Source organism: Rhodanobacter hydrolyticus, assembly GCF_044904645.1.
Genome location: NZ_JADIKK010000008.1, coordinates 1,605,593 through 1,631,446, shown reverse-complemented (window position 1 = coordinate 1,631,446; position 25,854 = coordinate 1,605,593). Strand labels below are relative to the sequence as shown.

General features: G+C 65.9%; 27 protein-coding genes and 1 tRNA gene. 22 read left to right on the top strand and 6 right to left on the bottom strand.

The annotated features are described in order from the left end of the window. Positions 1–223: 223 nt before the first annotated feature. The 19 genes from ISP25_RS10090 (at position 224) to ISP25_RS10000 (ending at position 16,003) form a co-directional block, all read left to right on the top strand. Positions 224–523, top strand: coding sequence for an FmdB family zinc ribbon protein (locus tag ISP25_RS10090; protein ID WP_192153773.1), 300 nt, complete (start codon positions 224–226; stop codon positions 521–523). 71 nt (positions 524–594) lie between these two features. After that, on the top strand, positions 595–1,119 hold the full coding sequence (locus tag ISP25_RS10085) for a DUF3011 domain-containing protein (RefSeq protein ID WP_404613600.1): 525 nt from the start codon (positions 595–597) through the stop codon (positions 1,117–1,119). Between the two features lie 99 nt (positions 1,120–1,218). Next, a complete protein-coding gene (gene aspS, locus ISP25_RS10080; protein WP_404613598.1) occupies positions 1,219–2,982 on the top strand; it encodes an aspartate--tRNA ligase in 1,764 nt (587 codons plus the stop codon). Between the two features lie 141 nt (positions 2,983–3,123). Beyond that, a complete protein-coding gene (locus ISP25_RS10075; protein WP_192153779.1) occupies positions 3,124–3,756 on the top strand; it encodes an alpha/beta fold hydrolase in 633 nt (210 codons plus the stop codon). Between the two features lie 80 nt (positions 3,757–3,836). After that, complete coding sequence (locus tag ISP25_RS10070) at positions 3,837–4,565, top strand: YebC/PmpR family DNA-binding transcriptional regulator (protein ID WP_404613596.1); 729 nt, start codon at positions 3,837–3,839, stop codon at positions 4,563–4,565. A 31-nt stretch (positions 4,566–4,596) separates the two neighbouring features. Then, the gene (ruvC, locus tag ISP25_RS10065; protein WP_404613594.1) at positions 4,597–5,118 is read left to right on the top strand and encodes a crossover junction endodeoxyribonuclease RuvC; all 522 of its coding nucleotides are present in this window, start codon (positions 4,597–4,599) and stop codon (positions 5,116–5,118) included. After that, positions 5,115–5,708, top strand: coding sequence for a Holliday junction branch migration protein RuvA (gene ruvA, locus ISP25_RS10060; protein ID WP_192153785.1), 594 nt, complete (start codon positions 5,115–5,117; stop codon positions 5,706–5,708). The genes ruvC and ruvA overlap by 4 nt, the downstream gene beginning before the upstream one ends. 5 nt (positions 5,709–5,713) lie before the next feature. Beyond that, positions 5,714–7,609: a potassium transporter Kup gene (locus ISP25_RS10055; RefSeq protein WP_404613592.1), complete on the top strand. Its 1,896-nt coding sequence runs from the start codon at positions 5,714–5,716 to the stop codon at positions 7,607–7,609. Between the two features lie 222 nt (positions 7,610–7,831). Next, positions 7,832–8,881: a Holliday junction branch migration DNA helicase RuvB gene (gene ruvB, locus ISP25_RS10050; protein WP_404613590.1), complete on the top strand. Its 1,050-nt coding sequence runs from the start codon at positions 7,832–7,834 to the stop codon at positions 8,879–8,881. Then, entirely contained in the window at positions 8,874–9,287 is a 414-nt protein-coding gene (gene ybgC / locus ISP25_RS10045; RefSeq protein WP_192153789.1) for a tol-pal system-associated acyl-CoA thioesterase, read from the top strand. Before ruvB ends, ybgC begins: the two co-directional genes overlap by 8 nt. Positions 9,288–9,318: 31 nt before the next feature. Then, a complete protein-coding gene (tolQ, locus tag ISP25_RS10040) occupies positions 9,319–10,002 on the top strand; it encodes a protein TolQ (protein ID WP_192153791.1) in 684 nt (227 codons plus the stop codon). A gap of 13 nt (positions 10,003–10,015) precedes the next feature. Beyond that, positions 10,016–10,477, top strand: coding sequence for a protein TolR (gene tolR, locus ISP25_RS10035; RefSeq protein ID WP_192153793.1), 462 nt, complete (start codon positions 10,016–10,018; stop codon positions 10,475–10,477). Beyond that, positions 10,464–11,402, top strand: coding sequence for a cell envelope integrity protein TolA (locus ISP25_RS10030; RefSeq protein ID WP_404613588.1), 939 nt, complete (start codon positions 10,464–10,466; stop codon positions 11,400–11,402). Before tolR ends, ISP25_RS10030 begins: the two co-directional genes overlap by 14 nt. 8 nt (positions 11,403–11,410) lie before the next feature. Continuing rightward, positions 11,411–12,730: a Tol-Pal system beta propeller repeat protein TolB gene (tolB, locus tag ISP25_RS10025; RefSeq protein ID WP_404613586.1), complete on the top strand. Its 1,320-nt coding sequence runs from the start codon at positions 11,411–11,413 to the stop codon at positions 12,728–12,730. Between the two features lie 240 nt (positions 12,731–12,970). After that, complete coding sequence (pal, locus tag ISP25_RS10020) at positions 12,971–13,480, top strand: peptidoglycan-associated lipoprotein Pal (RefSeq protein ID WP_192153799.1); 510 nt, start codon at positions 12,971–12,973, stop codon at positions 13,478–13,480. Between the two features lie 42 nt (positions 13,481–13,522). Next, positions 13,523–14,353 carry a tol-pal system protein YbgF gene (gene ybgF, locus ISP25_RS10015; RefSeq protein ID WP_404613584.1) on the top strand — a complete coding sequence of 277 codons (831 nt, stop codon included), beginning with the start codon at positions 13,523–13,525 and terminating at the stop codon, positions 14,351–14,353. A 52-nt stretch (positions 14,354–14,405) separates the two neighbouring features. Beyond that, the gene (gene queE / locus ISP25_RS10010) at positions 14,406–15,053 is read left to right on the top strand and encodes a 7-carboxy-7-deazaguanine synthase QueE (RefSeq protein WP_192155337.1); all 648 of its coding nucleotides are present in this window, start codon (positions 14,406–14,408) and stop codon (positions 15,051–15,053) included. Between the two features lie 116 nt (positions 15,054–15,169). After that, entirely contained in the window at positions 15,170–15,865 is a 696-nt protein-coding gene (queC, locus tag ISP25_RS10005) for a 7-cyano-7-deazaguanine synthase QueC (protein WP_404613582.1), read from the top strand. Positions 15,866–15,927: 62 nt separating this feature from the next. Then, positions 15,928–16,003: transfer RNA gene (locus ISP25_RS10000), tRNA-Lys, on the top strand. 100 nt (positions 16,004–16,103) lie between these two features. Here the strand turns inward: ISP25_RS10000 and ISP25_RS09995 are convergent. The 4 genes from ISP25_RS09995 to ISP25_RS09980 all read right to left on the bottom strand — a co-directional run bounded on the left by ISP25_RS09995 (position 16,104) and on the right by ISP25_RS09980 (position 20,197). Beyond that, a complete protein-coding gene (locus tag ISP25_RS09995) occupies positions 16,104–17,093 on the bottom strand; it encodes a YncE family protein (RefSeq protein ID WP_404613580.1) in 990 nt (329 codons plus the stop codon). Between the two features lie 70 nt (positions 17,094–17,163). Then, the gene (locus ISP25_RS09990) at positions 17,164–17,883 is read right to left on the bottom strand and encodes a TVP38/TMEM64 family protein (RefSeq protein ID WP_404613578.1); all 720 of its coding nucleotides are present in this window, start codon (positions 17,881–17,883) and stop codon (positions 17,164–17,166) included. Continuing rightward, a complete protein-coding gene (locus ISP25_RS09985; RefSeq protein ID WP_404613577.1) occupies positions 17,880–18,428 on the bottom strand; it encodes a nucleoside deaminase in 549 nt (182 codons plus the stop codon). Before ISP25_RS09985 ends, ISP25_RS09990 begins: the two co-directional genes overlap by 4 nt. 20 nt (positions 18,429–18,448) lie before the next feature. Further along, positions 18,449–20,197: a glutamine--tRNA ligase/YqeY domain fusion protein gene (locus tag ISP25_RS09980; RefSeq protein ID WP_404613575.1), complete on the bottom strand. Its 1,749-nt coding sequence runs from the start codon at positions 20,195–20,197 to the stop codon at positions 18,449–18,451. Between the two features lie 103 nt (positions 20,198–20,300). Between ISP25_RS09980 and ISP25_RS09975 the strand changes: the two genes are divergently transcribed. Further along, positions 20,301–20,579 (top strand): putative signal transducing protein, encoded by a 279-nt coding sequence (locus ISP25_RS09975; RefSeq protein WP_192153813.1) that lies wholly within the window; start codon positions 20,301–20,303, stop codon positions 20,577–20,579. Next, positions 20,537–21,112, top strand: coding sequence for an adenine phosphoribosyltransferase (locus ISP25_RS09970; protein WP_404613573.1), 576 nt, complete (start codon positions 20,537–20,539; stop codon positions 21,110–21,112). Before ISP25_RS09975 ends, ISP25_RS09970 begins: the two co-directional genes overlap by 43 nt. A gap of 172 nt (positions 21,113–21,284) precedes the next feature. Here the strand turns inward: ISP25_RS09970 and ISP25_RS09965 are convergent, their stop codons facing one another. Beyond that, entirely contained in the window at positions 21,285–21,929 is a 645-nt protein-coding gene (locus ISP25_RS09965; RefSeq protein WP_404613572.1) for a hypothetical protein, read from the bottom strand. A 38-nt stretch (positions 21,930–21,967) separates the two neighbouring features. Further along, entirely contained in the window at positions 21,968–22,918 is a 951-nt protein-coding gene (gene oxyR, locus ISP25_RS09960; RefSeq protein WP_404613570.1) for a DNA-binding transcriptional regulator OxyR, read from the bottom strand. A gap of 153 nt (positions 22,919–23,071) precedes the next feature. Here oxyR and ISP25_RS09955 point away from each other — a divergent pair, with 153 nt between their 5' ends. Then, positions 23,072–25,813: a M1 family metallopeptidase gene (locus ISP25_RS09955; protein ID WP_404613568.1), complete on the top strand. Its 2,742-nt coding sequence runs from the start codon at positions 23,072–23,074 to the stop codon at positions 25,811–25,813. Positions 25,814–25,854 lie beyond the last annotated feature (41 nt).

Here is a 25,854-nt window from a genome sequence, read left to right as displayed (position 1 = left end):
GCTAACGTTGCGGCTGTCATGCGTCAACAGCCGTATAGACGTCCAAATGAAACAAGTCGCCTTTCTGGAGATGGTACGATTCTCCACATTTTCCTCCCTGCAGCCTGCTGGGTGACCAGGTCTGCTGTCCATGCGCCATCCGTCGCATTGAAAAGCGGAGCCCGGCACCGAATAATGGGATGCTGCCGGGTCGCTTGCCCGATCAGGCAGCCACGGAGTAATCATGCCCATCTACGAATTCGAATGCAGCCAGTGCGGTCACCGTTTCGACCGCCTGCAGAAACTGTCCGATGCCGATCCCGCCGACTGCCCCCAGTGCGGTGCGCCCAAGGTGCATCGTCGCGTGAGCGCACCCTCGTTCCGCCTGTCCGGCGGCGGTTGGTACGAGACCGACTTCAAGAAGGACGGCGACAAGAAGCGCAACCTCGCCGGCGATGGCGCCGCTGCCCCGCCAGCCGCCGCCACCCCAGCGGCAGCACCGGCCCCTGCCGCCCCTGCGCCAAGTTCCTCGTCCGGCGATTAGCCTGTGCGGAAGCGGCGCGAGGTATGCCGTTCCGGCCTTTCCGAGGCCGTCATTGCCAACGGAGACTAAGCATGCACAACGCACTCAGGATCGCATCGGCCATGGCGGTAGCGCTGATGTCCGCGAGTTTCATGGCGGACGATGCAGAGGCGCAGCGATATGGTGGCGACGGCGGACCTCGGCCCGTCTATTGCGCCAGCAATGACACTCGCGGCACGCGTTGCCAGATGCCCTGGCGCGATTCGGTGCTGGTGCAGCAGTTGTCCAAGGCGCCGTGCGTCGAAGGGCAGACCTGGGGGCGCGACCCGTACAGCGTGTGGATCAAGGGCGGTTGTCGCGGCAACTTCGGCGATGCGCGTGCCTATGGTCGCCCCGGTTACGGGCCTGGCCCTGGCCAGGAAGTCTATTGCGCCAGCAACGACAACCGCGGCAACCGTTGCCAGGTGCCCTGGCGCTACTCGGTACTGTCGAGGCAGATGTCCGACGCGGGCTGCATCGAGGGGCGCACCTGGGGCAGCGACCCCTACAGCGTGTGGGTGAAGGGCGGCTGTCGCGGCCAGTTCCGCGATGCGCGGGACGTGCGGCCGCGCTGGTAACCGCGCGGACTGGCCGCTGCCGGCCTTCGGTAGCGGGATGCTAGAATTCCGGGTCTTTCTTCCTGTTCCCCAAGGGCTGCGGCCCGGAGTTCCAAGCGCATGCGCACGCATTACTGCGGCCTCATCGACGAGTCGCTGCTCGGCCAGACCGTCACCTTGTGCGGCTGGGTCAACAAGATCCGCCTGCAGGCCCATGTGGCTTTCGTCGATCTGCGCGACCACGAGGGTCTGGCGCAGGTGGTGGTGGAGCGCGAGAACGCCGACGCGTTCGCCGTCGCCGGCGAGCTGGGCAACGAGTACTGCGTGCGCGTCACCGGCACGCTGCGCAAACGCCTGTCGGTGAACGACAAGCTGCGTACCGGCACGGTGGAAGTGCTGGCCGATACGGTAGAGGTGCTCAACGCCGCGAAGGACCTGCCGTTCGCGCTGCACGAGAACCCCAACGAAGACCTGCGGATGACCTACCGCTACCTCGACCTGCGCCGTCCCGAGATGCAGGCGATGATGCGCAAGCGCATCAAGCTGGTGCAGGCGCTGCGTCGCTATCTCGACGCGCGCGGCTTCCAGGACATCGAGACGCCCATCCTCACCAAGGCCACCCCGGAAGGCGCGCGCGACTACCTGGTGCCCAGCCGCGTGCATCCGGGCCAGTTCTATGCGCTGCCGCAGTCGCCGCAGCTGTTCAAGCAGATCCTGATGATGGCGGGCTTCGACCGCTACTACCAGATCGCTCGCTGTTTCCGCGACGAGGACCTGCGCGCCGATCGCCAGCCGGAATTCACCCAGCTCGATCTGGAGTTCGCCTTCGTCGAGGAAAAGGACGTGCAGGATTTCGTGGAGGAACTGATCCGCCATGTGTTCAAGGAAGTGCAGGGCGTCGAGCTGGACGCGAGCTTCCCGCGCATGACGTGGGCGGAGGCGATGCGCCGCTTCGGTTCCGACAAGCCCGACCTGCGCATCGCGCTGGAACTGGTGGACGTGGCCGAGGCGCTGAAGCACATCGAGTTCAAGGTGTTCGCCGAGCCCGCCAACGACGCGGCCGGCCGCGTGGCCGCGCTGCGCGTGCCGGGCGGTGCGGCGCTGTCGCGCAAGGAGATCGACGGCCTTGCCGAATACGTCGCCAAATACGGAGCCAAAGGCCTGGCATGGCTCAAGGTGGACGACTTGGCCAAGGGCCGCGAAGGCGTGAACTCGCCGGTGGCGAAGTTTCTCGACGACGCAGCGCTGGATGCTGTGCTCAAGGCCACGGGCGCCGAGTCCGGTGACATCGTGTTCGTGGGCGCGGGCAAGTGGAAGGCCGTCACCGACTTCATGGGTGCGTTGCGCCTCAAGGTGGGCAAGGATCGCGGCCTGGTCGACGAGGGCTGGCGCCCGCTGTGGGTGACCGACTTTCCGATGTTCGAGTACGACGAGGACGAGCAGCGCTACGTGGCCCTGCATCACCCGTTCACCGCGCCGAAGATCGACGACATCGCTGATCTCAAGAGCCACGCCGCCACCGCGGTGAGCCGCGGCTACGACATGGTGCTCAACGGCAACGAGATCGGCGGCGGCTCGATCCGCATACATCGCCCCGAGATGCAGAGCGCGGTGTTCGAGCTGCTCGGCATAGGCGCGGACGAAGCCGAGATGAAGTTCGGCTTCCTGCTCAAGGCGCTGAAGTTCGGCGCGCCGCCGCATGGCGGCCTGGCCTTCGGCATCGACCGCATCGCGGCGCTGATGGCCGGCACCGAATCGATCCGCGACGTGATCGCCTTCCCCAAGACCACCAGCGCGCAATGCCTGATGACCGACGCGCCGTCGGTGGTGAGCGAGGCGCAGCTGAAGGAGCTCAGCGTGGCGGTGGCGGTCGAGAAGGCCTGACCTACCATTCCCCTTTCCTCCTGCGGGGATGAGGTGGCCAGAATGGCTGGATGAGGGGAAGCTTGCGTTGAGCAAGATTGGGCTCCTCATCTCAGTCCTCTCCCCGACGGGGAGAGCGAGCAACGGCGAAGCGCGGAACTGATGACCCAACACGTGATCCTGTTGCACGGCCTGTGGATGCGCGGCTTCGCGCTGGGCATGCTGCATCGCCGGCTGATCGCCGACGGCTATCGCGTGCATCGCTTCGACTACCTGAGCGTGGCTTCGTCGCAGGAACGCATCCTCGCGCGGCTGCAGGCGCGGATGGCCGACTATGCTCCCGATACGGTGCATCTGGTGGGGCACAGCCTGGGTGGCCTGCTGGCCTTGCGTGCCTGCCTCGATGCCACGGCGTTGCCGTCGGGTCGCGTCGTCTGCCTCGGTTCGCCGCTCATGGGCAGCGCGGCGGCGCGCGCCTTCGCAGCGTGGGGGCGTGGTGGCGAGGTGCTGCTGGGGCACAACCGCGACTTGTTGGAGCAGGGCTTCGAACGCTGGAATGGTCCGCGCGAAGTCGGCTTGATTGCCGGCCGCCTGCCGCTGGGGCTCGGCGCGATGCTGGGCCAGCTGGACGGCGAGCACGATGGCACCGTGGCGGTGGAGGAAACGCGCCTGCCCGGTCTGGCCGACCATCGCGTGGTCGAGGCCAACCACACCGGCCTGCTGTTCTCGCAGGAAGTGGCGCGGCAGGTGGACGCCTTCCTGCGGCATGGCCGTTTTGACGCCCCCCAGGCCTGATTCCGGCGCACTGGCGGCGATCCGCCCGTATTGCGGTAAAATCGTCCGCTTGTCTCTCTTGAGCACGTCCGGGAACCGCCATGGGTAGAGGTCCGTCCATCGAAGGCCGCAAGAACGCCGAAGACGCCAAGCGCGCCAAGGTGTTCACCAAGCTGATTCGCGAGATCACCGTCGCCACGCGCGCCGGCGTGGCCGATCCGGCGAGCAATCCGCGTCTGCGTGCGGCAGTGGACAAGGCGCTGGCGGCCAACATGCCCAAGGACACCATCGAGCGCGCGATCAAGCGCGGCTCGGGCGCCGACGGCGCCGGCGAGGAAATGCGCTACGAGGGCTACGGCCCCGGCGGCATCGCGCTGATCGTCGATTGCTTCACCGACAACCCGGTGCGTACCGTGGCCGACGTGCGCCACGCGCTGACCAAGTATGGCGGCAACCTCGGCACCTCCGGCTCGGTGGCCTTCCAGTTCACCCGCTGCGGCGAGCTGGTATTCGTCACCGGCGGCGATGCGGCGAAGGAGGAGAAGGTGCTGGAAGCGGCCCTGGACGCCGGTGCCGACGACGTGGTGAACGAGAACGGCGAAAGCACGGTGCTCTGCGCACCGGAAAACTTCGAAACGGTGCAGCAGGCGCTGGCCGCGGCTGGCCTGGAGTCCGAGCACGCCGGCGTGAGCATGCGCCCCAACAACCGCACTGCGGTGAGCGGCGAAGCGCTGGAGGCGCTGCACACGCTGCTGGAGAAGCTCGACGCGCTGGACGACGTGAGCGAGGTCTGCCACAACGCCCTGTTGCCCGCCGAGTCCGGCGAGTAAGTACTCGCGCGCCTTCGCATCCATCACCCTGATGACCCGCATCATCGGCATCGACCCGGGCAGCCAGCGCACCGGCGTGGGCATCGTCGATGTCGATGCGCAGGGCAAGCTGGTGCACGTGTTTCACGGCGCACTCGCGGTGGCTGGCGAGGCGAGTTTCCCGCTGCGCCTGAAACGCATTTTTGACGAACTGAATGACATCATCGCCGCCCATCGCCCGAACGAGTGCGGCATCGAGCGCGTGTTCATGGCGCGCAATGCCGACTCTGCCCTGAAACTGGGGCAGGCGAGAGGCGCCGCGATCTGCGCGGTGGTGAGCCAGGGGATCGCGGTGCACGAGTACGCAGCGACGGAAGTGAAGCAGGCCGTGGTCGGCAGCGGCCGCGGCGACAAGGCCCAGGTGCAGCACATGATCGGCGTCCTGCTCGGGCTGAAAGGGCCGATCCAGGCCGACGCCGCCGATGCGCTGGCGGTGGCGGTGGCGCATGCGCACACCCGTTCCAGCCTGCAACGCGTGGGCATCCCGCGCACGGCATGGAGACGTCGCCGATGATCGGTCGCCTGCGCGGCATCCTCGTGTCGAAGCAGCCGCCATGGTTGCTGGTGGAAGTGGGCGGAGTCGGCTACGAGCTGGAAGCGCCGATGTCCACCGTCTATGACCTGCCGGGCCTGGGCAAGGAAGTGACCTTGCTCACCCATTACGCGCAGAAGGAAGACAGCGTGTCGCTGTACGGCTTCCTCACCGACGCCGAACGCGCGCTGTTCCGCAATTTGCAGAAGGTCTCGGGCATCGGCGCGAAGATCGCGTTGGCGGTGCTGTCCGGCGTCTCGACCAGCGACTTCGCGCGGTTGGTGCAGGCCGGCGACGTGGTGGCGCTGACCAAGATCCCCGGCATCGGCAAGAAGACCGCCGAGCGCATCATCGTGGAGCTGCGCGATCGCTTGGATGGCATGGCGGTGAGCCTGTCCGGCGCTTCGCCGGCCAGCGCACCGCTCGACGCGGTCGGCGAGGCCACGGTGGCGCTGCAGCAGTTGGGTTACAAGCCTGCCGAAGTGACGCGGCTGGTGCAGAAGGTTGCCGCCGACGGCGACGATGCCGAAACCATCATCCGCAAGGCGCTGCGCGCCGCGCTGGGGAGCTGAACCAAGTGAACCCTACTGTTAGCGGCGATGCCGCAGGAACCAAGCGGCGCCTCGCCACGCTGGCGCTCGGCGCCATGGGCGTGGTGTACGGCGACATCGGCACCAGTCCGCTCTATACCTTGCAGACCACGTTGAGCCACGACGGAATGCACCCCACCAGCGAAAGCATCTACGGCGTGCTGTCGCTGATCTTCTGGGCGCAGATCCTGGTGGTGTCGCTGAAGTACGTGGTGTTCATCATGCGCGCCGACAACAAGGGCGAGGGCGGCATCATGGCCTTGATGGCGCTGGCCCAGCGCTGCGTGCGCGAACAGCCGAAGCTGCGCTGGGTGCTGGTGATCCTCGGCATCTTCGGCGCGGCACTGTTCTACGGCGACGGCGTGATCACGCCGGCGATCACCACGCTGGGCGCGGTGGAGGGCGTGAAGGTGATCGCACCAGGCCTGGGCAAGTGGGTGGTGCCGATCACCGTGGTCGTGCTGATCTTCCTGTTCCTGCTGCAGAAGCACGGCACCGAGCGCGTGGGCAGAATGTTCGGGCCGGTGATGATGGTCTGGTTCGTGGTGATCGCGCTGCTGGGCGTGAACATGATCGTGCGTCATCCGCAGGTGCTGTACGCGGTGTATCCGGGCTATGCGGTGAAATTTTTTCTGAGCCACGGGTTGAAGGCTTTCATCGCGCTGGGTGGCGTAGTGCTGGCGCTGACCGGAGCCGAGGCGCTGTACGCGGACATGGGGCATTTCGGCAAGAAGCCGATCCGCGTAGCCTGGTTCGGCTTCGTGTTGCCGGCGTTGCTGCTGAACTACTTCGGCCAGGGTGCGCTGCTGCTGCTGCATCCGGAAGCGATCGACAACCCGTTTTTCAAGCTGGCGCCGCCCTTGCTGCTGTACCCGATGATCGCGCTGGCCACCGTTGCGGCGGTGATCGCCTCGCAGTCGGTGATTTCCGGCGCGTTCTCGATGACTCGCGAGGCGATGTCGCTGGGTTACTCGATGCGTATGCCCGTGGTGCATACATCGCGCGAGATGTCCGGCCAGATCTTCGTGCCCTGGGTCAACAACTTCCTGCTGGTGATGGTGCTGGTTGCGGTGCTTGGGTTCCGCAGCTCCGACAGTCTGAGCGCGGCTTACGGCATCGCGGTGACGGGCACCATGACGATCACCACCATCCTCGCCCTGATCGTGGCGCGCCGGCAGTGGGGCTGGAGGCTGCCGGCCGTGGTGGCGGCTGGCGGGCTGTTCCTGGTGATCGACCTGTCGTTCTTCAGCGCGAACCTGATCAAGGTCGAATACGGCGGCTGGTTCCCGCTGGTGTTGGGCGTGGCGGTGTTCACCTGGATGACCACCTGGCGTCGTGGCCGCGAGCTGGTGGTGCGTGAGATCAAGCAGGGCGGCTTGGCGCTGGCGCCGTTCATCGTGGCGATGCGCGAGCATCCGCCGCTGCGCGTGCCGGGCACGGCCGTATTCCTCACCGCGAACCAGCACGCCGTGCCGCATGCGCTGCTGCACAACCTCAAGCACAACAAGGTATTGCACGAACGCAACGTGTTGCTGACAGTGGAGATGATGGAGGCGCCGGTGGCCGATGCCGAGGAGCGCATCCACATCCATGCGCTGGGCGACGAGTTCTATGGCATCGACTTGCGCTTCGGCTTCGCCGAGGACCCGAACGTACCGCTGGCCCTGTCGCAATGCGCACGCTCGGGCCTGCCGTTCGACATGATGGACACTACTTTCTTCCTGTCGCGCGAGAACATCGTGGCCGACAAGCGACGCCCCGGCATGGCGCTGTGGCGCGACAAGCTGTTCGCCTTCATGGCGCGCAACGCGCTGCCCGCCACGGCGTACTTCCAGATTCCCGGCAACCGCCTGATCGAGCTGGGGGCTCAGGTGGAGATCTGATTCGCGTCACGAATCGGATCCCCATCGGAGAACCGGCGGTCCAAGGATGGACCGCACGCAGGCGGGTCGTCTGTGCGATCGGCTTGCGGAACACCAATCGGGCTCAACCGACCAGGGCGAGCCAAAGAAAGGTGGAACGGCCCTTCATTGGCTCATGAGCACGGTTTGCTCTCGTTCCCGACTTCGCTCCTTTTCACGGGCCCAGCCCGCCATAATGGCGCCATGACCGAACCACGCATCGTGACCCCCGTCTCCCAGCTCGACGACGAGGCGCTGGAGGCGACGATCCGTCCGCGCCGTTTTGCCGAGTACCTCGGCCAGCAGGCGGTGCGCGAGCAGTTGGAGATCTACATCGAGGCGGCTCGCAGACGCGGTGGCGCGCTGGATCACGTGCTGATCTTCGGCCCGCCCGGCCTGGGCAAGACCACGCTCAGTCACGTCATCGCCAACGAACTCGGGGTGAGCCTGCGCTCCACCTCAGGCCCCGTGCTGGAGCGCGCTGGCGACCTCGCCGCCCTGCTCACAAACCTGCAGCCCAACGACGTGCTGTTCGTGGACGAGATCCATCGGTTGTCGCCCGCGGTGGAAGAGGTGCTCTACCCGGCGATGGAGGACTTCCAGATCGACATCATGATCGGCGAGGGGCCGGCTGCGCGCTCGATCAAGCTGGACCTGCCCCAATTCACCCTGATCGGTGCCACCACGCGGGCCGGGATGCTTACGGCCCCGTTGCGCGACCGTTTCGGCATCGTGCAGCGGCTGGAGTTCTATACCGTCGACGAGCTCACCGCGATCGTGCGCCGCGCCGCGAAGATCCTGGGCATCGCCTGCGAGATCGACGGTGCGCAGGAGATCGCCCGTCGCTCGCGCGGCACGCCGCGCATCGCCAACCGCCTGCTGCGCCGGGTGCGCGACTACGCCGAGGTGCGTGCGGACGGCCAGATCACCCTGGCCGCCGCGCAGGCCGCGCTGGATATGCTGAAGATCGACCCCGACGGCCTCGACGAACTGGACCGCCGCATGCTCGGCACCATCATCGAGAGCTTCGAGGGCGGTCCGGTGGGCGTGGAATCGCTGGCCGCCGCGCTCAGCGAGGACCGTGGCACGCTGGAGGACGTGGTCGAGCCCTACCTGATCCAGCAGGGCTACCTGGTGCGCACCGCGCGCGGCCGCATGGCCAGCGCGCGCGCTTGGCGCCACCTTGGCCTGGCGCCACCGCCGCGTCAGTCGCAGGCCGCCGATCTGTTCGCCGGGGATGGCCTCGATGGCTGAGCGCGAACCCTTCCGCTGGCCGGTGCGGGTGTACTGGGAAGACACCGATGCCGGTGGCGTGGTCTACCACGCCAGCTATCTGCGCTTCCTGGAGCGCGCCCGCAGCGAATGGCTGCGCGCGCTGGGCATCAGCCAGATGGCCTACAAGGAAAGCACCGGGCTGGCCTTCCTGGTGCGCGAGATGCAGCTGGATTTCCTGCGCGCCGCCCTGCTGGACGATGAACTGTCGGTGACGGTGGCTGTCAAGGAACGGCGCGCAGCCAGTATCCTTTTCACCCAGACGATAGATCGTGCTGACGGTGCCTGCCTGGTTCGCGCCGGGGTGCGCGTGGCCTGCGTGGATACGCGGCGCATGCGCGCCGTAGCCATGCCTGCCGATCTGTTCCCCGAATCATCCCCTCTCTGACAACCTTGCCGACGCGGAGTGCCCCAAGCCAATGAACGGCGGACTCAATGTTCTCGACCTGATCATCCATTCCAGTCTGCCGGTACAGGGCGTGCTGGTGATCCTGATGATCTTCTCCTTCCTGTCGTGGGTCATCATCATCCGCAAGCTGGGCCAGACCAAGGCGGCGCTGGAGAACGCGGAGAATTTCGAGGAGCGCTTCTGGTCCGGCGGCGACCTGGCGCAACTGTTCCGCGAAGTGAGCAGTCGCGGTGCGGAAGGCGGCCTGGAGACCATCTTCGAATCGGGCTTCCGCGAATTCGCCCGCCAGCGACAGCGCAGGACCCACGACACGCGCGGCGTGATCGAGGGCACCGAGCGCGCGATGCAGGTAGCCAGCACCCGCGAAATCGGTGCACTTGAGCGCAGCCTGGAGTTCCTCGCCAACGTCGGCTCGATCAGTCCCTACGTGGGCCTGTTCGGCACGGTGTGGGGCATCATGGGCGCGTTCCAGGGTCTGGGCGACATGAAGGACGTCACCATCGCCGTGGTCGCGCCGCACATCTCCGAGGCGCTGATCGCCACCGCGATGGGCCTGTTTGCGGCGATCCCGGCGCAATGGATGTACAACCGCTTCGCCACCAAGGTGGAGCGCATCGCCTCGCGCTACGACGTCTTCCAGGAAGAGTTCTCCTCCGTGTTGCAGCGGCAGATCCAGGCCGACGACGCGGCTTGAGTGGAGCGTTGACATGCGAAATGCGCGGCGCCACAAGCGCTACAAGCTGAAATCCGAGATCAACGTCGTTCCCTATATCGACGTGATGCTGGTGCTGCTCATCATTTTCATGGTGACCACGCCCATGCTGAACTCCAACGTGGACGTGAACCTGCCGCAGGCTAATGCCAAGGCGCTGCAGGGCAAGAAGGATTCGTTGGTGGTGCAGGTGGCGAAGGACGGCACGCTGGCCCTCATCATAGGCAATGGCAAACCCCAGCCGGTGGACGAGGCCGACCTGCAGACCAAGGTCAAGGCGTTCCTGGATGCCAACCAGCAGCTCACCGTGCTGGTGGCAGGCGACACCAGCGGCAACTACGGCGGCGTGTACAAGGTGCTGGCGGACCTGCAGCAGGCCGGCGTGGACAAGGTTGGCCTGATGAGCACGCCCGGCGACGGTTCCAGCCAGGGTCAGGGGTCCCATGGACGACCGTAAGGGCATCCCGCGGGCAGTAGTGCTGTCCGCGCTGCTGCATCTGGGCATCGTCGCGTTTCTGTTCCTCGCGGTACTGCCCTGCACCAGCTACGAAAACTTCATCAACACGCTGGGCCTGCCCGCGTGGATGAACCCGATCACCTGTTCACCTCCCTTGCAGCTGAAGGGGCCGGTGATCGAGGCCACCCTGATCGGGCCCACCGGCAGTCCGCCCCCGAAATCGGTCAAGGTCAAGCCGGTTCCCAACACCGTGCCGCCGCCACCTTCGGTGCCGCCACCGCCCCCTCCGCCGGTGACGCAGCCCAAGATTGCGCCGTTGCCGCCCCCGCCGGAGCACCCCGACGTGAAGGACCAGGAGCGCGTGGTCGAGCAGGGCGTGCAGCAGGCCGAGGAGAAACAAGTCCAGGAAGAGAAGCAGCGCCAGCGCCAGGCGGAGCTGGACGCGCAGGCCGCCAAGCGCAAGGAAGAGATGAAGAAGGTCGATGAGATGCTCGCGCAGATGGATGCGGCCTCGGCGCAGACCAAGAAGCAGGATAGCAAGGCGAAGCAGGCCAAGCAGCAATACGAAGATCTCAAGAACGCCCAGGACGACAGTCTCACTAACCTGCCCAATGCCGCGCAGCGGCAGAGCGGCAACAATGCGCAGAACAGCGATCTGAAGAGCGAATATGCAGCCGCCATTCAGAATGCGGTCACGCCCAACTGGACCCGTCCGGATAACATGCCGAACACCCCATGCAAGGTGCATGTCGTGCAGCTGCCTGGCGGTGACGTGATCAGCGCCCAGGTTGACTCCAGTTGCCCCTACGACGATGCGGGTAAGCGTTCGGTAGAAAATGCGATCCTGCGCACCAAGACCTTGCCGTACAAGGGTTTCGAGAACGTGTTCCAGCGCGAACTGACCTTCACTTTCACGCCGCAATGAGGGATCTCATGCGCAATCCGAATCCGTTGTACGCATTCTTCCTTCTGCTCGTGGCTGCGCTGTTTGCCGGTCCGGTCGCGGCTCAGGGATTGGACATCCAGATCGCCAATGGCGTGAAGACCGCCACTCCGATCGCCGTGGTGCCGTTCGCGCAACCCGGCGTGGCGCCTCTGCCCACCGACGTGGCCGACGTGATTCGTGCCGATCTCAACCGCTGCGGCAAGTTCCGTGCGCTGGCCAAGAGCGACATCGTCGAGTTCCCAGCCAAAGGCGCCGACATCAACTACGGCACCTGGCGCCTGCTCAAGCAGGACTACATCACGGTCGGCCACATCAGCGACGCCGGCAGCGGCATGGTGCGGGTCGATTACGAGCTGTGGGACGTGAACCGGCAGCAGAACCTGCTGGCAGGGTATTTCACGGCCCCGGCAGGCGACCTGCGTGGTGTGGCCCATCAGATCGCCGACGCCATCTACCAGAAGATCACCGGTGTGCGCGGCGCGTTCTGGACCCGTATCGCCTACATCACCCAGACTGGCCTGGGCGACAACACCAACTATGCGCTGGTGGTGGCCGATTCGGATGGTTACAACCCGCAGGTCGTGGCGCGTTCGCGCGAGTCGCTGATGTCGCCGGCATGGTCGCCGGACGGCAAGAAGATCGCCTACGTCTCCTTCGAGAGCGGCAATTCGCAAATCTACGTGCAGGACCTCACCACCGGCGCCCGCCAGTTGGTGGAGTCCCACAAGAAGGGTATCAATGGCGCGCCGGCATGGTCGCCGGATGGTCGCAGGTTGGCGGTGGCGCTGTCCTTCACCGGCCACCTCGAGTTGTACGTGCTCGATGTGGCGTCGCACCAGGAAACCCAGTTGACCCATGGCATGTCGATCAACACCGAGTCGGTGTGGGCGCCGGACGGCCAGTCCCTCTATTTCACTTCCGACCGCTCGGGCCGCCCCCAGATCTACCAGATACCGGCGAGCGGCGGCACGCCCCAGCGCATCAGTTTCCAGGGTACGTACAACTCCAACTCCGACATCAGCTACGACGGCAAGGAACTTGCCATGGTGCAGGGCAACGGGAACGTGTATCGTATTGCAATCATGGATCTGGGCTTGGGCGGGCAGGTGCGTTACCTCTCGCCGGGCCCGCTGGATTTCGGCCCCAGTTGGGCGCCGAACGCCAGCATGTTGCTGTACGGTGCAACTGAAGGCCCGCGCGGCGTGCTGTATGCCACTTCGTCCGATGGCATGGTGCGTCAGCGCCTCGCGCTCGCCAATGGCAGCGTGAGCGATCCTTCCTGGGGACCGTATCGGCAACAGCAATGAATTCGTGCCGCCGCATTCGCGTGGGGCGGTCGATGCCGGGGACGGCCCGCGAGGGTCGCGCCCGGCGTGTTTTGCGGTCGGGGCGTTGTCGTGCCAAGGCCAGCCACTGATGGCGAGCATCACACGCCGTTGATCTTGCAATAACAAAAATCAATAACAGCCGGACCACCGGCGAATTTCGTCCCGTAACCCGTCCGTCACTGCATGTCGGATCTCACACACGTTTGAAGGAACGTCACCATGAATAAGACCGTTCGCGTCGCCCTGGTCGCCCTGCTCTGCGTTGGCGCGGCCGCCTGTTCCAAGAAGCAGCAGGTCAAGCCGCAGGGCCCGACCAGCGAGCCCGTTACCCAGACCCAGCCGGCTGACACCAGCGGCAAGTACCAGCTCGGCGACCTGGAGAAGGATGCCTGCCTGCGTCAGCGCGTCGTGTACTTCGATTTCGACAAGGACGAGATCAAGCCGGAGTTCCAGCAGATCATGGCTTGCCATGCCAAGTACCTGCAGGATCGCCCGATGGCGCAGATGCGCCTCGAAGGCAACACCGACGAGCGCGGTTCGAAGGAATACAACCTGGGCCTCGGCGAGCGTCGTGCGAACGCCGTGTCCAGCGCGCTGCAAGCCAACGGCGGTTCCGCCAGCCAGGTCAGCGTGATCTCGTACGGCAAGGAAAAGCCGGTGTGCCGCGAGCACAACGAGGACTGCTGGAGCAAGAACCGTCGCGTCGAGATCGTCTACACGGCCGAGTAATCGATGCAACGACTGGTCAGCAAACTTGCAGCCAGAATCGGCATGGCGGGCGCAATCGCGTCCGCCATGCTTTTCGTGCTGCCGGCATCCGCACAGGACTCGCGCCTGAGCCTCGCCGATCGCGTTTCGCTGCTTGAGCAGCAGGCGCAGAACAAGAACCAGAGCGGCGCCGAACTGGTCAACCAGTTGCAGCAGATGCAATCGCAGCTGCGCGACATGCAGGGCCAGATCGAGGAATTGCAGCACCAGCTGCAGCAGCTTCAGGACAAGAGCAAGGATCAGTACACCGATCTCGACTCCCGCGTGGGACGCCTCGAGACCGGCAATCAGACACAGGGCGGGGGCGCACCAGGCTCGTCCAGTAGCAGCGCATCGGCTGCGGCCGCCACAGGCTCGATCACTGCAGGCGCAGCTGCTCCGGCAACCAGCGCGGCCGCTCCGGCGCAAGCTGGCGACAGTGGCAAGCCGCCGCTTTCCGCCGCGGACAATGCGGCAGCACAGGCTGCCTACGATGCCGCTTTCAAGACCCTGCGCAGCGGCGATTACGTGGGCGCCTCGCGCCAGTTCCGCACCTTCATCGAGAAGTACCCGAATCACTCGCTCACCCCCAATGCCTTCTACTGGCTGGGCGAGTCGTACTACGTCACCACCAACTACGACGTGGCTCTGCAGGCCTTCCAGCACCTGCTGAGCCAGTTCCCGCAGAGCGAGAAGGCGCCCGACGCAATGCTCAAGGTCGGCTACTGCCAGTACGAGTTGAAGCAGGTGCCTGCGGCCAAGTCCACGCTTGAAGCGTTGGTCAGCAAGTATCCCGGCTCCAAGGCCGCCAATCTGGCGAAGGAGCGGCTGAGCCGCATCCAGCAGGCTGGCTGAGGTTGCGGCCGTGGTCGATGCAGACAGCAGCGTGGTGATCGCCGCGCCTTCGATGGCCGCCGAGCGGTTGCGCATCACCGAGATCTTCCACTCGATCCAGGGCGAAGCCGACGCGATCGGTTGGCGCACGGTGTTCGTGCGCTTGACCGGTTGCCCGCTGCGCTGCACTTGGTGCGATACCACTTACTCGTTTTACGGCGGTGAATGGCGGGCCATCGACGAGATCCTTGCCGAGGTCGCCAGCCATGGCGCGCGGCATGTCTGCGTTACCGGTGGCGAGCCACTGGCGCAGAAGCGTTGCCTGATCTTGCTGCAGCGCCTGTGCGATGCGGGTTACGAGGTTTCGCTGGAAACCTCCGGCGCACTGGATGTCTCCACGGTCGATCCGCGCGTGCGCAAAGTGGTGGATTTGAAGGCGCCGGACTCCGGCGAAAGCGCACGCAACCTGTGGTCGAATCTGGATCACTTGTTGCCGCACGACCAGATCAAGATCGTGATCGCCAGCCGGGCCGACTACGAATGGGCGCGCGATGTGGTGGCCGAACACGCCATTGAGCAGCGCTGCATGGTGCTGTTCTCGCCGGTATGGGGGAACGTCGAGCCACGCGAGCTGGCTGAATGGATCATCGACGACAAATTGCCGGTGCGCTTCCAGTTGCAGTTGCACAAACTGTTGTGGAACGACGCAAAGGGAAAGTGAGAGTCGACGAGCGCGTTCGTCCCACGGCCGCGCTCAAGGAAAATCCGCGCTGTGGCCTGTCTTGCCGCAAGCGTTTCTCCGGCCGGTGACCGGCCGTTCTGTAGTGGACGAAACCCATGACTGAAACTTCAACCCGCAAGGCCGTCGTGCTCGTTTCCGGCGGCATGGATTCGGCTGTCACTGTGGCCATCGCTCGCGAGCAGGGCTATCAGGTGCATGCGCTCAGTGTTGCCTATGGCCAGCGCCACAGTTCCGAACTGGAAGCTTCCGAGCGCGTGTCGCACTTGCTGGGTGCGGTCGAGCACAAGACCGTGCAGGTAGATCTGCGCAGCATCGGTGGCTCGGCGCTCACCGCCGACATCGACGTGCCGCTGGACGACGATGCGCACGACGGCGACGGCCATATCCCAGCCACCTACGTGCCTGCGCGCAACACGATCATGCTGTCGATCGCATTGGGCTGGGCAGAGGTGCTGGGCTCCACCGACATCTGGTGCGGCGTCAATGCGGTGGATTATTCGGGGTACCCGGACTGTCGTCCGGCCTTCATCGAGGCATTCGAGGCACTGGCGAACGTGGCCACTAAGGCAGGTGTCGAAGGTGCAGGCTTCCGCATCCACGCACCGCTGATGCGCATGAGCAAGGCCGACATCGCGCGCGAAGGCCGGCGCCTCGGCGTGGATTTCTCCACCACCGTGAGCTGCTACCAGGCCGACACCGAAGGCCGCGCCTGTGGCCATTGCGACGCCTGCCGCCTGCGTGCGCAGGGTTTCCGCGAGGCTGGGTTGCCTGACCCTACGCGTTACGTCTGAGGCGCTTTTTGCTTGTGCGCATGCAGCGCAATCCCTAAAATCGCCAATCCGCTTGTCATGACGGGTCGTTAGCTCAGTTGGTAGAGCACTGGACTTTTAATCCATTGGTCCCGGGTTCGAGTCCCGGACGACCCACCAAGCCTTAGTAGAGCGCCCGTCGTCGGGCGCTCTTTTTTTTGGAAGGCACGACCATAAACAGTCGCCGTTTTGATTCCTGCGATCGGGAGCGACCGCGGCCTCAATGCGAACCGACCACCAGTGCGGTGAAATCCTTCACCGGAGCGTGGCGCGGGGCAGGGGCCGCGGCGACCAGCCAGATGCGATGGGTTGCCTGGTCGAGTGCCATGGTGCGGGCGCCGGCCTGGGTGGGCACGTTGGCCACCACGCTGTAGTGGTTGGCGTCGTCCTCGTGCACGATGGTCAGGGTGCCATCGTGGTTGGAGCTGTAGGCCAACCGGGTGGCCGGGTCGAAGCGGGCGGCGTCCGGGCCGTCGCCGATGGCCGCGGTGGCGACCTGGTGGCCATCGTCGGCGTCGGTGATGACCATGAGCTTGTTGTCGCAGACCGAGAACAGGCGGCGGGAATGTGCGTCGATGGCCAGGCCGCTGGGCGAGTCGCAGGGCGCGAGCTTCCACACGGCGTCGACCTTGTTCGCCTTGGTGTCGACGCGTGCCAGCTCGTTCTTGTCCTCGATGTTGACGAACACGTGGCCGCGACCGTCGCTTACCGCGAACTCGGGCCTGCCGGGGAGGGCGATGTCGGCAACGGCCTTGTCGCTGGCGGTGTCGATCACGCTGGCGTTGCCGCTATGGCCGTTCATGGTCAGCACGTGGCCGGTGGCGGGATCGAACACGATGCCGTCCGGACCCTTGCCGCCAACCGAGATGTCGTGCAGCGTCTTGAGTGTGTCGAGATCGATCACGTGCACGCTGTTGGCGGTGCCATCGGTCACATAGCCGTGCCGCGACTTCTGCACCAGCGCGATGCCGTGGATGTGCTGCATGCCGGGGATTTCGCCAGCCAGCTTGCCGTCGCGCGTATCCACCACCATCACGCGGTTGCCGCGCGCGATCAGCAGGTGATGTGCGACCGGATCGATGGTGAGGTAGTCCCAGCCGCCATCGCCACCCAGCGGGTAACGTTGCAGGACGGTGGCATCCGGCGTGGCGGCATAGGCGGTGGCAGTGGCGCTGGCGGCTAGGAACAGCAGCAGTGCGGGGAATTTCATGGCGGGCTCCGGCGGGTTGGACGACTGCGTTCAAGCATGCCGCCGGGGGATTAGCAAACGCTGTGGGCGCTCAGTCCGGCTTGTCTGCCGGCGCCCGGCGCCGATGCCTAGTCAGGCGGCCAATCAGTAGCGGCAGCAGCGCCAGCGCGGCGAGAGCGCCCATCGGCAGCAGCACGGACGGGTGCAACAACAGGCCGATGTCGAGTGCGCCATCGTGGTCCAGCGCTTCGCCGAGGCCTGCGCCGATCGAACTCTCGAACACCAGCGACACGGTGCCGCCCAGCCAGCTCGCACCGAGGAACAGCCATAGCGGGCAGCGGAGCCAGGCCAGGCCTACGGTGACCGCGCCGAAAGGCATCACCGGAACGAAGCGCAGGAACAGCGTGTAGCTCACCGGGTGGCGCTCGAAACCGTGGTGCAGTTTCGCGACGATGGCCGGCGGATGCTTGCTGCCTGTGCCAAAGGCGTAGCGGCTGGCCAGGTACAGGATCAGCGTGCCCAGCGTGAGGCCGGTGGACGAGCAAAGGGTGCCGTCCACCACGCCGAACGCGTAGCCGCCGGCAAGGATGATGAAGATGGTGCCAGGGATGCCGGTGGCCATGCCCAAGGTGAGCAGTCCGACATAGGTCAGCCGGCTGAGCCAGGGATGCTCGGCGATGTGCATGCGTATCTGTTGCTGGTGCGCGACCAGATGTTGTGGGCTGAAGCGATCCAGCACGCCGGAGGCATACAGCGTGATGCCGGCGAGCAGCAGCAGGATCAGCGGCAACGCGGCGCGCAGGCGTTTCAATACGATGCGCCGCGTGCGCCATAGGTGGCAAGGACATCGCGCGCTTCGTCACGCCGGATGTCTCGGCGCACGCTGATGCCGCGGCGCTCCAGTTCGCCCATCCAGTCGGCGGGTAGCGGGCCTTCGTCGAACTCGGTGAGCTCTTCCACGTCTTCGGCGCGTGCGCCGATCAACAGTTCGTCGACACCGGCCCACACCGTGGCGCCGAAGCACTGGCAGCAGGGCTGTGCGCTGCTGGCCAGCGTGTAGCGGCCCCCGTTGGCGTTGATGCGAAAACTGGCGAGACGCTGTTGCGCACTCATGTAGGCCATCATCTCGGCGTGCGCCACCGAGCAGGTCTGCGGCACCACGCGGTTCACACCCGCCGACACCACGCGTCCCTCCGCGTCGAACACCGCGGCGCCGAATGGGCCGCCTTCGCCGTGATCGATGTTGCGACGGGCCAGCGCGATGGCGAGTCCCACGCGTGCCTCATCGGTGACGTAGCGGTTCGCCCCATCCACCACTTCGTTGATCCACGGCGGAAGCGTAAGGTGGATTTGCATGGGCAGAAGCATCGCAGGCCTCACTTCGCCCACGTATCGCGCAGGGTCACCACGCGGTTGAACACCGGCGCATCGGCACGATGCTCCATGCGATCCGCCACGAAGTAGCCGAGGCGCTCGAACTGGTAGCGCTGCTCGGCATCAGCCTGGGCAGCGGCGGGTTCGATCCAGCCATGCACCACGCGCTTGGCTTCCGGGTTGACGTGCGAGGTCCATGGCTGACCATCGTCTTCGGCGTCCGGTGCAGCCACGTTGAACAGGCGGTCGTACACACGAAGCTCGGCGGCCACCGCGTGCGTTGCGCTCACCCAATGGATGGTGCCCTTCACCTTGCGGTCGGCGCCGGGGAGGCCGGCGCGCGATTCGGGATCGAGCGTGCAGCGCAGCTCCGCGATGTTGCCCGCGGCGTCCTTTACCACCTCTTCGCATTTCACGATGCCCACGCCGCGCAGGCGCACTTCGCCACCGGGCACCAGGCGCTTCCAGCCCTTGGGAGGCACTTCGGCGAAGTCCTCGCGTTCGATCCACAGCTCGCGTGCGAACGGTACTTCGCGCGTGCCGAAGCTCTCGTCCTTGGGATGGTTCGAGAACGTCAATGTTTCCGCGTGGCCTTCCGCCAGGTTGGTGATGACGAGCCTGAGCGGATCGAGCACGCCCATGCGGCGCGGTGCGCTGGCCTCGAGGTCCTCACGGATGCAGTTCTCGAGAATGGCGTAGTCGATCACGCTGTTCTGCTTGGAGATGCCCACGCGCTCGATCAGCAGCCGCAGGCCGGCTGGCGTGAAGCCGCGGCGGCGCATGCCTCGCAGGGTATTCATGCGCGGGTCGTCCCAGCCGTCGACGAAGCCTTCCGCGACAAGCTGCGCGAGCTTGCGCTTGCTGGTGATGCAGTAGCTGAGGTTGAGGCGCGAGAATTCGATCTGGCGCGGCTTGGCCGGCCTGGCCTCCAGCCCGGCGGCGACCACTGACTGCCACAGCTCGGGGTGATTCGAGAGGTCGACCTTGTCGACGCACCAGTCATACAGCGGGCGGTGGTCCTCGAACTCCAGCGTGCACAGCGAATGCGTGATGCCTTCCATCGCGTCGGACAGCGCATGCGCGAAGTCGTACATCGGGTAGATCGGCCATGTGTCGCCGGTATTCTGGTGCGTCACCTTGCGGATGCGATACAGCGCCGGGTCGCGCAGGTTGATGTTGCCCGAAGCCATGTCGATCTTCGCGCGCAGCGTGCGGCTGCCGTCAGCGAACTCGCCCGCACGCATGCGCTGGAACAGGTCGAGGTTTTCCTCGACGCTGCGGTCGCGGTATGGCGAATTGCGGCCCGGCGCGGTCAGCGTGCCGCGGTACTCGCGCATTTCGTCGGCGCTGAGGTCGTCCACGTAGGCCACGCCGTCCGCGATCAGCTTGAGCGCGGCGCGGTAGAACACGTCGAAGTAGTCCGAGGCGTGGCGCAGGTCGTGCCACTCGAAGCCCAGCCAGCGCACGTCGTCCTTGATGCCCTGCACGAACTCCGGGTCTTCCTTGCCTGGGTTGGTGTCGTCCAGCCGCAGGTTGCACCAGCCGCCGAACTCGCGCGCGATGCCGAAGCTGAGGCAGATCGCCTTGGCGTGGCCGATGTGCAGGTAGCCGTTCGGCTCCGGCGGAAAACGGGTATGGATGGCGGCGTGCTTGCCCGAAGCCAGGTCCTCGCGGACGATCTGGCGGATGAAGTCGCGTGGGCCGTCGGTGGCGACAGTGGCGGACTCGGCGGGGCTGGGCGTGCTCGACATGCAACGATCTCGTGGGCTGGCAAGGGAATCCCCCGAAGTTTACCCTGTCCCCGGTGGCGGCCGCAGGCTTGCCGTAGGCGCGCGGCGGGGCTAGCGTGCAACCATGCATACCGTTTATCGCGCCGAAAACCTGTTCGATGCGCATCTGGTGAAGGATGCGCTGGAGCATGCGCAGATCCCCGCCTTCATCGCCGGCGAGTACCTCACCGGCGGCGTGGGTCAGTTGCCGGCGCTGGATTACCTCGCGGTGATGGTGCCCGACTCCGGCGTGGAAACCGCCGAAGGCATCGTGCGAGAGGTCGAGGCGCAACTGACCGAAGCGCGCGAGGCGTTGCGAGAATGGGACGACGATCCCGGCCTGCCGGTGGGCGTGCCTTGCTGACCGTGGGAGACGCGAGGCCCTCATTCGCCGCATTGATCCGCGCCGTGGCTGACTTCCCCAAGCCCGGCGTGCTGTTCCGCGACGTCACGCCGCTGCTGGCCGACGCGCAAGGCTTCGCCGACTGCGTTGCCGCGCTGGCCGCACCGTGGCGCGATGCCGGCGTGCAGGCGGTGTGCGGCATTGAGGCGCGCGGCTTCATCTTCGGCGCTGTACTGGCGCGGGCGCTGGGTGCGGGCTTCGTGCCGCTGCGCAAGCCAGGCAAGCTGCCGCCGCCGGTGCTGGCGGTGGACTATCAACTGGAATACGGCAGCGACCGGCTGGAGGCGCGCAGCGACGCGATTGCGCCGGGCACGCGCGTGCTGCTGGTGGACGATGTGCTGGCCACCGGAGGCACGCTCGCCGCCGCGCAGGCGCTGGTGGCACATTTTGGCGGCGACGTGGTGGGCGCGTCGGTGCTCATCGAGCTGGAGGCGCTTCGTGGCCGCGAGCGCTGGATGGGCGAGCAGCCGTTGCACGCCCTGTTGCGATACTGATCGCAAGGCGCAGCGCAACGGGGGTGTCGAATCCTGGTCCGCGTATGTTTCCATGCGGCGCTATCGGGCCACGAGGAGTCGCGAGGCACCGTCCGTGTCGGATTGCGTCGCCGCCCCGGCTTCACATGGCCCGGTGGCGGAATCGGTATTACTTATCGCAATACCCCGATGGCTATTCGGAACTGGGTGGGGCCGGATCGGTCTGGTCCACGGGTGAATCGACCGTCGTGACATAGAACAACTCGCATGCCCCGTCGCCGGTATCGTCGCGCGTCATCGACGTGCGCCAATGCCATCCGCCCGCACGGTCCGCGTCCACGAGGAAACCATCCAGCGCCACCACTTGCCCCACGCGTATGCGTCCCAGTGCGCGACGCACGCCCACGTCGGCGGGGATCAGGTGCATGTTGGCGCTGTGTGTTTCGATTTCGCGGCGCGGTATCGGAAATTGCCGCACGCTCCAGTAATAGAAGCGACCGGATTGCGAGATGTCGATGTCTTTCAGGATCGCGCTGTCGGACATGCGGCCCCAGCCGAACGCGAAATCCTCCGGCACCAGTGCTGCACCAGCATCGAAGCGATAGTGCTCGGTGGACAGCACGCGCGCCACGAGGTCGAACTTCGCGCGCGGGGTGAGCGTGAAGTCGCCGAAATGGATGGGCTCCATCGGCGTATCCAGCGCTGTCTGCACAGGATCGTCAGGAGCAAGTTCGCCCGGCCCGGGATGCAGTGGCCGCATGTGCCACCACGACCAGCCGCCCCAGAGTGCAAGCAGCAGGACGGCGATGAGCCAAGGGGAGAGCCGGTCGCGGCGCATTCAGTCGAGCTCCCGGGTGGGCCGTCGTGCGTGCATTGTCATGCCGATGCTGTGCGCTTTGCGCTTGCAGGCGTGACAACGTCACGCGGATCCAGCAGGCCCTTAGGCAGTTCGCGGACCACGGCGGCAAGCTGCTTGAGGAAGCCGCCCATGGCGGAACTCTTGCGCCAGAGCATCGCGATGCGGCGGCTGGGCGGGTGGCTGCCGCGGAACTCGATCAGGCGCACGTTCGGCGCCTGCGCCACCGGCGGCTTCACCGCCAGCGTGGGCAGCAGGGTGATGCCGACTTCGGCGGCCACCATCTGGCGCAGGGTTTCCAGGCTGGTGGCGCGAAAGCCGCTTTTCTCGCCCGCGCCGGCGAGCTGGCAGACTTCCAGCGCCTGGTCGCGCAGGCAGTGGCCATCCTCCAGCAGCAACAGGTTCTGGTCGCTCAGGTCGGTCAGCTTCAGCGAGGGTCGCTTCGCCAGGGGATGCGATTGCGGCACGGCGAGCAGGAACGGCTCCTCGAACAGGAACTCCGTGTGCAGGCTTTCGTCGTGCACGGGCAAGGCAAGGATGCCGGCGTCGAGTCGGCCTTCGCGCAGGCGGCGCAGCACTTCCTCGGTTTTCTCCTCGACCAGCAGCAGTTCCAGTCGCGGAAAGCGTTCACGCATGCGCGGCACCACATGCGGCAGCAGGTAAGGGCCGAGGGTGGGGAAGATGCCCAGCCGCACCGTGCCGGATTCGGGATCCAGCGTACGCCGTGCGATGCCCTTGATCTGTTCCACCTCGTTGATCACGTCGCGCGCGCGCGCGACGATTTCGCGGCCCACGTCGGTGAGCAGCACCTTGCGCGGCGTGCGTTCCACCAGGGCCACGCCCAGTTCTTCCTCCAGCTTCTTGATCTGCGTGGACAGCGTGGGCTGACTGACGAAGCAGGCCTCTGCCGCACGGCCGAAATGGCGCTGCTCGGCAAGCGCCACGAGATAGTGCAGGTCGCGCAGGTTCATCGCGGTCTCTTGTCATAGACATGGACTATGGAATGTGATGTTAGCCATTGGATTGGCCGGCGCAAGCAAGGCCGCACGCATGCCTTATGGCACTGTGTGGAAAGTCATGCCGGACCTAGCGTGCGGGGTCACCTCACCCGATGGGAAAACGCCATGCGCCGTCATCTTCGTCCCCTTCTGCTCACCGCGCTGGCCGCCAGTTGCGGCATGGCTTTCGCGGCTTCCGCGGACCAGGTGCCTGCGGGCCGCCTGCCGGCGTGGGCCGTGCCGCAGTCCTATCGGATCGCGTTCAAGGTGGACCCGGCGCAAACCGATTTCTCCGGTACCACCACGATCAAGGTGAAGCTCGCGCAGGCATCCGATCATGTGTGGCTGGATGGCGCCGAGCTGAAAGTGTCGAAGGTGACGGTGACGGATGCGGCGGGCAAGGCGCACGACGCGAAGTACGTGGAAGCCGACCCCAAGGCCGGCGTGGTCCGCGTGGATTTCGGCAGCACCTTGCCGGCCGGCGAAATCACGCTGAAGTTCGACTACACCGCCCCGCTCAACGCACAGTTGCAGGGCCTCTATAAGGTCACCGCCAAGGGCCAGCCCTATGCGATGACGCAGATGGAGCCGATCAGCGCGCGCTTCGCCTTCCCGAGCTTCGACGAACCCGGTTTCAAGACGCCGTTCGATATTTCCATCACTCTGCCCGACAGCCAGGTTGCGGTGGCGAACACGCAGCAGGTGAGCGAAAAGCCCGCCGGCCAGGGCTGGAAGACGGTGACCTTCGCGCAGACCCTGCCGCTGCCCACCTACCTCGTGGCCTTCGGCGTGGGTCCCTGGGACATCACGCCGACCGCGGAAATCTCGCCCGATGCCTATCGGACCAAGCCGCTGCCGCTGCGTGGCATCGCCGCCGCCGGCGAGGCACATCGCATGAGCCACGTGATCTCCGAAACGCCGAGCATCATCCATGCGCTGGAGAACTACTACGGCTTCGGCTATCCGTGGGACAAGCTGGACGTGCTCGCCGCACCGGACTTCGCCGCCGGTGCGATGGAGAACGCGGGCCTGGTCACCTTCCGCGACTGGCTGCTGCTGCTCGACAAGGATTCGCCGGCGCGCAACGTGCGCGGCTCGTTCAACGTCACCGCGCACGAACTGGCCCACCAGTGGACTGGCGACACCGTGACACTGGCGTGGTGGAACGACATCTGGCTCAACGAGGCCTTCGCCACCTGGATGCAGGAGAAGGTCACCGAGGAAGTCCACCCCGAATACCGCGCCGACCTCGACCGCGTGCGCGGCGCGCAGGGTGCGATGGCCAGCGACAGCCTGGTCAGCGCGCGCAGCATCCGCCAGCCGATCACCGGCAACGGCGACATCATGACCGCCTTCGACGGCATCACCTACCAGAAGGGTGCCTCGGTGATCGGCATGTTCGAGAACTACGTGGGCGAGCAGACCTTCCAGAAGGGCATGCGTGCCTACATCCAGGCGCACAAATTCGGCAATGCAGATGCGGATGACCTGGTCAACGCCATCGCTACCGCCGCGGGCAAGGGCGACGACTTCAAGCACGCGTTCAAGAGCTTCCTCGACCAGTCCGGCGTGCCATACGTGCAGACCCGGTTGGCGCAGAAGGACGGCCAGACAGTGCTGGAACTTAAGCAGACCCGCTATCTGCCGCTGGGCAGCCATGATGCTCCGCACGTCCGGCAGATTTGTCAGGCTGATCGCGGTCCATGCGTCGATTCGCAGGTCGAGGGCGATCGCACCTGGGGCATCCCGGTGTGCGTGCGCTACGGCACGACCGACGGCAGCAAAGTCGCGTGCAGCATGCTGGACAAGGCCGGCGGCTCGATGGCGCTGACCGGTGCCAGCACCCCGACCTGGGTGATGCCGAACGCGAACGCCGCCGGCTACTACCGTTTCAGCCTCGACAAGAGCGAGCTGGGCGCGCTGACCAAGGAAGTCGCCAAGCTCAGCGACACCGAGCAGCTGGCTTACGCCGACGCGATCAATGCCAGCTTCCAGCATGGCGACCTCGACGCCGGCCAGGTGCTGGCCGCGCTCGAGCCGCTCACCGCGTCCAAGACCAGCCAGGTGGCCACCGCGCCGCTGGGCCAGGTCGGCTGGATCTACCACCACGTGGCCAAGACCGACGCCCAGCGCGCACGCATCGCGGACTGGGTGAAGGCCGCCTACCTGCCGAAGCTCGAAGCGCTGGGCTATCAGCGCAAGGCCGGCGAGTCGGAAGACGATTCCCTGCTGCGCAGCACGCTGGCCAGCGCGCTCGGCCTGGAATTCAAGCTGCCGGAAGTGCGCGCGGAATTGCTCAAGCAGGGCGAGGCCGCGCTGCAGAAGAACGCGAATGGCCGCCTGAACCTCACCGCCGCGAATCCCGACCTGCTCGGCGACGCACTGGGCGTGGCGGTGCAGACGCAGGGCAAGAGCGCGGTGGATGCGCTGATCGCCGAGCTGCCGCAGACCAGCGATCCCGCGCTGCGCAACGGCATCCTCGGCGGCCTCGCCAGCGTCGAGGATCCGGCGCTGGCCGAGCAGGTGCGCGACTTCGCGATCAGCAAGCCGGTGAAGGTGGGCGAGATGGCCTCGCTGCTGCGTTCTGGCCGCGGCACGCAGGCCCAGCGCGACGCGACATGGACGTGGTTCAACAGCCACTATGCGCAGATCCTCGCGCGCACCGGCAGCTTCGCCGGCGGCGCCTTGCCGATGCTGGCGGGTGGCGGTGGTTGCTCCAGCCGGGAAGCGCAGCGCCTGCAGTCGTTCTTCAGGTCGCGCATGAATGATGCCGCGGGCATCTCGCGCGGCCTGGCGCAGACCACCGAGTCCATCGAGCTGTGCGCGGCGCTGACCGTCAGGCAGGATCCGGCCTCGATCACGCACTGACCGGCCTCGTGCTCCGGATGACTGCAAGCCCCGCCACGGCG

What these genes read in the sequence shown, in the direction of transcription:
- ruvB (WP_404613590.1), top strand. Translation starts at nt 7,832, where the DNA reads ATGACCGAACCACGCATCGTGACCCCCGTCTCCCAGCTCGACGACGAG.
- ISP25_RS09985 (WP_404613577.1), bottom strand. Translation starts at nt 18,428, where the DNA reads ATGCAAATCCACCTTACGCTTCCGCCGTGGATCAACGAAGTGGTGGAT.
- ISP25_RS10075 (WP_192153779.1), top strand. Translation starts at nt 3,124, where the DNA reads ATGACCCAACACGTGATCCTGTTGCACGGCCTGTGGATGCGCGGCTTC.
- ISP25_RS09970 (WP_404613573.1), top strand. Translation starts at nt 20,537, where the DNA reads ATGGGACGACGATCCCGGCCTGCCGGTGGGCGTGCCTTGCTGACCGTG.
- queE (WP_192155337.1), top strand. Translation starts at nt 14,406, where the DNA reads ATGGCCGCCGAGCGGTTGCGCATCACCGAGATCTTCCACTCGATCCAG.
- oxyR (WP_404613570.1), bottom strand. Translation starts at nt 22,918, where the DNA reads ATGAACCTGCGCGACCTGCACTATCTCGTGGCGCTTGCCGAGCAGCGC.
- ISP25_RS10085 (WP_404613600.1), top strand. Translation starts at nt 595, where the DNA reads ATGCACAACGCACTCAGGATCGCATCGGCCATGGCGGTAGCGCTGATG.
- aspS (WP_404613598.1), top strand. Translation starts at nt 1,219, where the DNA reads ATGCGCACGCATTACTGCGGCCTCATCGACGAGTCGCTGCTCGGCCAG.
- tolR (WP_192153793.1), top strand. Translation starts at nt 10,016, where the DNA reads ATGCGAAATGCGCGGCGCCACAAGCGCTACAAGCTGAAATCCGAGATC.
- queC (WP_404613582.1), top strand. Translation starts at nt 15,170, where the DNA reads ATGACTGAAACTTCAACCCGCAAGGCCGTCGTGCTCGTTTCCGGCGGC.
- ISP25_RS09975 (WP_192153813.1), top strand. Translation starts at nt 20,301, where the DNA reads ATGCATACCGTTTATCGCGCCGAAAACCTGTTCGATGCGCATCTGGTG.
- ISP25_RS09965 (WP_404613572.1), bottom strand. Translation starts at nt 21,929, where the DNA reads ATGCGCCGCGACCGGCTCTCCCCTTGGCTCATCGCCGTCCTGCTGCTT.
- ybgC (WP_192153789.1), top strand. Translation starts at nt 8,874, where the DNA reads ATGGCTGAGCGCGAACCCTTCCGCTGGCCGGTGCGGGTGTACTGGGAA.
- ruvC (WP_404613594.1), top strand. Translation starts at nt 4,597, where the DNA reads ATGACCCGCATCATCGGCATCGACCCGGGCAGCCAGCGCACCGGCGTG.
- ruvA (WP_192153785.1), top strand. Translation starts at nt 5,115, where the DNA reads ATGATCGGTCGCCTGCGCGGCATCCTCGTGTCGAAGCAGCCGCCATGG.
- ISP25_RS10090 (WP_192153773.1), top strand. Translation starts at nt 224, where the DNA reads ATGCCCATCTACGAATTCGAATGCAGCCAGTGCGGTCACCGTTTCGAC.
- ISP25_RS10030 (WP_404613588.1), top strand. Translation starts at nt 10,464, where the DNA reads ATGGACGACCGTAAGGGCATCCCGCGGGCAGTAGTGCTGTCCGCGCTG.
- ybgF (WP_404613584.1), top strand. Translation starts at nt 13,523, where the DNA reads ATGGCGGGCGCAATCGCGTCCGCCATGCTTTTCGTGCTGCCGGCATCC.
- ISP25_RS10070 (WP_404613596.1), top strand. Translation starts at nt 3,837, where the DNA reads ATGGGTAGAGGTCCGTCCATCGAAGGCCGCAAGAACGCCGAAGACGCC.
- ISP25_RS09995 (WP_404613580.1), bottom strand. Translation starts at nt 17,093, where the DNA reads ATGAAATTCCCCGCACTGCTGCTGTTCCTAGCCGCCAGCGCCACTGCC.
- tolQ (WP_192153791.1), top strand. Translation starts at nt 9,319, where the DNA reads ATGAACGGCGGACTCAATGTTCTCGACCTGATCATCCATTCCAGTCTG.
- pal (WP_192153799.1), top strand. Translation starts at nt 12,971, where the DNA reads ATGAATAAGACCGTTCGCGTCGCCCTGGTCGCCCTGCTCTGCGTTGGC.
- ISP25_RS09955 (WP_404613568.1), top strand. Translation starts at nt 23,072, where the DNA reads ATGCGCCGTCATCTTCGTCCCCTTCTGCTCACCGCGCTGGCCGCCAGT.
- ISP25_RS09980 (WP_404613575.1), bottom strand. Translation starts at nt 20,197, where the DNA reads ATGTCGAGCACGCCCAGCCCCGCCGAGTCCGCCACTGTCGCCACCGAC.
- tolB (WP_404613586.1), top strand. Translation starts at nt 11,411, where the DNA reads ATGCGCAATCCGAATCCGTTGTACGCATTCTTCCTTCTGCTCGTGGCT.